The organism is Bauldia sp. (assembly GCF_020442045.1).
Classification (GTDB): Bacteria; Pseudomonadota; Alphaproteobacteria; order Rhizobiales; family Kaistiaceae; genus Bauldia.
In genome coordinates, this window is sequence record NZ_JAGRLA010000168.1 from 1 (window position 1) to 2,685 (window position 2,685).

Consider the following 2,685-nt stretch of genomic DNA (forward strand, 5'->3'; position numbering starts at 1 on the left):
CTGGCGTAGAAGAAGGGAAACAGCGCCGGGTTGCCGCCATAGCCGCCGTCCCAGAAATAGTCGCCGTCGATCTCCACGGCCTGGAAGATCTGCGGCAGGCAGGCCGATGCCATGACCACCCGGGCGTCGAGCTCGCCGGTCTCGAACACCCGGAGCTGGCCGGTTTCGACATTGGTCGCCGAGATGAACAGCTTGAGGTCGCCGCAGGCGCGCACGCGCTCGAAGTCGATCGTGCTTTCCAGCACCTCGACCAGCGGATTGATGTTGAACGGATTGGCGGCATAGGGCGACATCAGCCGCGACCAGCCTTCATACCAGAGATAGCCCGGCGTATCCTCGATCGACCAGCTTCCCCACAGGACATCCCAGGGCATCCGCTGGACCGGGCTGAAGCGCCCCTTCAGCCCGACCTCGCGCCAGAATTCGTGGAGCTTCGCTCGCGCTCCTTCCGCCCCGCCGCGGACCCAGCCGTCGGCGAAGGCGACGGCATTCATCGCGCCGGCACTGGTGCCGGAGATCGCCCCGATATCGAGCCTGCCGTCCTCGATCAGCCGGTCGAGTACGCCCCAGGTGAAGGCGCCGTGCGATCCGCCGCCCTGCAGCGCGATGTTGACTGGCTTGCCGGTCGGCTGGTTGGCGGCCATTGACGTGGCTCCGGAGGTCCTGGCCGGACCTACTGGGCCGTCCAGCCGCCGTCGATCGACAGCGTCGTCCCGGTGATCTGGGCGGCATCGTCGGAGGCGAGGAAGGCCACCGATGCGGCGATCTGCTCGACCGTCGCGAACTGCTTGCTCGGCTGCTTTTCCAGGATGACGTCGCGGATCGTCTTGTCGCGGTCGAAGCCGGTTTCCTTCATCCGGTCCTCGATCTGCTTCTCGACCAGCGGAGTGTGAACGAAGCCGGGGCAGACCGCGTTGCAGGTTACGCCCTTACCGGCCAGCTCGACGGCGACCACCTTGGTGAGGCCGACGATGCCGTGCTTGGCCGCGACATAGGCAGCCTTGTGCGGCGAGGCGCGCAGACCGTGCGCCGAGGCGATGTTGACGATGCGGCCCCAGCCATTGTCGCGCATGCCCGGCACGGCTGCGGCCGATGTGTGGAAGGCCGCGGAAAGGTTGATCGCCAGGATGGCGTTCCATTTGTCGGTCGGAAACTCTTCGATCGGCGCGACGTACTGAATGCCGGCATTGTTGACGAGGATGTCGACCGAACCGAGCTTTGAGGCAGCCTGCTCGATCAGCCCGCGGGCTTCCTCAGGCTTCGACATGTCGGCCTTGACGTAGATCGCGTCGACACCCTGCTTCTTCGCCAGCTCGCTGGCGATGCGATGGTCGTCTTCGCTGTCGGTGAAGGAATTGATGACGATATTGCAGCCCTTGGCTGCCAGAAGTTCGGCGGTGGCAAGACCGATACCCGACGTCGAACCGGTAATGACTGCGTTCTTTCCGTTGAGCATTGTCAGGGCCTTCCTTGTGAGACGTTTCCGCGTGTGAGCCGTATATATTGCACTGCAGCATCGAATCCAACCGGCAGGCGTATTACGGTTTGGACACCAAGCCCCGACCATCGCGGCGTTGTGGTGAGGGCAAACGGCCGATGTCCACCAAAGACAAAGGCCCGAACATGTGTCCGGGCCTTGTCGATGTCTTGGTGTCGCGTGGCGGGGTCAGCCCTGGGGCTGCGGCTCCATGCCGGCATCCGGCTCCTCGCCGCCCTTCTTGCTGTCTTCCTTGCGCTGGCCGGTCTTCGGCACGGCCGAACCCCGCGAGGGCGGCGTGTCGTCGCCGAGATCGCGCGAGGGCTTCTCGCCGGCGATGATCTGCTTGATCTCGTCGCCGGACAGCGTCTCGTATTCCAGCAGGCCCTCGGCAATCGCGATCCATGCCTTCTTCTTCTTGGTCAGGATCGCGCGTGCGCTGTCATAGGCCTCGTCGATCAGCCGCCGTACCTCGGCGTCGATCAGCTGCTGGGTCTCCTGCGACATATTCTGCTGGCGGGCGACGGAGTGGCCGAGGAAGACCTCTTCCTGGTTCTCGCCATATGCCACCTGGCCGAGCTTGTCGGAGAAGCCCCACTGTGTGACCATCGCGCGGGCGAGCTTGGTCGCCTGCTCGATGTCGGAGGCGGCGCCAGAGGTGATATTCTCCTTGCCGAACTTCAGCTCCTCGGCGATGCGTCCGCCCATCATGATGGCCAGGCGCGACACCATCCACTTGTAGCTCATCGAATAGCGGTCGCCTTCGGGCAACTGCATGACCATGCCGAGGGCGCGGCCGCGCGGAATGATCGTCGCCTTGTGGACCGGGTCCGACGACGGCACGTTGAGCGCGACGATGGCGTGGCCGGCCTCGTGATAGGCGGTGAGCTCCTTCTCGGCCTGCGTCATCGCGGTCGAGCGGCGCTCGGCGCCCATCATCACCTTGTCCTTGGCGTCCTCGAACTCGGCCATGGTGACGAGACGCTTGTTGCGCCGGGCGGCCATCAGTGCGGCCTCGTTGACGAGGTTGGCGAGATCGGCGCCGGAGAAGCCCGGCGTGCCGCGCGCGATCACCTTGAGGTCGACATTCGGCGCCAGCGGCACGTTGCGGACGTGGACCTTGAGGATCTTCTCGCGGCCGGTGATGTCGGGGTTCGGCACCACCACCTGGCGATCGAAGCGGCCCGGGCGCAGAAGCGCGGGGTCGA

At 65.2% G+C, this 2,685-nt stretch carries 3 protein-coding genes; all 3 read right to left on the reverse strand.

Annotation, left to right across the window (positions count from 1 at the left end; genetic code table 11):
* Positions 1-644, reverse strand: a 644-nt coding sequence (locus KDJ86_RS18635; protein ID WP_291749325.1) for a patatin-like phospholipase family protein, incomplete at its 3' end; no start/stop codon positions are given.
* Between the two features lie 29 nt (positions 645-673).
* Complete coding sequence (locus KDJ86_RS18640; RefSeq protein ID WP_521085318.1) at positions 674-1,456, reverse strand: 3-hydroxybutyrate dehydrogenase; 783 nt, start codon at positions 1,454-1,456, stop codon at positions 674-676.
* Positions 1,457-1,666: 210 nt separating this feature from the next.
* On the reverse strand, positions 1,667-2,685 hold a 1,019-nt coding region (locus KDJ86_RS18645), incomplete at its 5' end, for an ATP-dependent metallopeptidase FtsH/Yme1/Tma family protein (protein WP_367116850.1).

Excerpts from the sequence above, each read along its gene's own strand:
- KDJ86_RS18640 (WP_521085318.1), bottom strand. The coding sequence starts at position 1,456 with ATGCTCAACGGAAAGAACGCAGTCATTACCGGTTCGACGTCGGGTATC.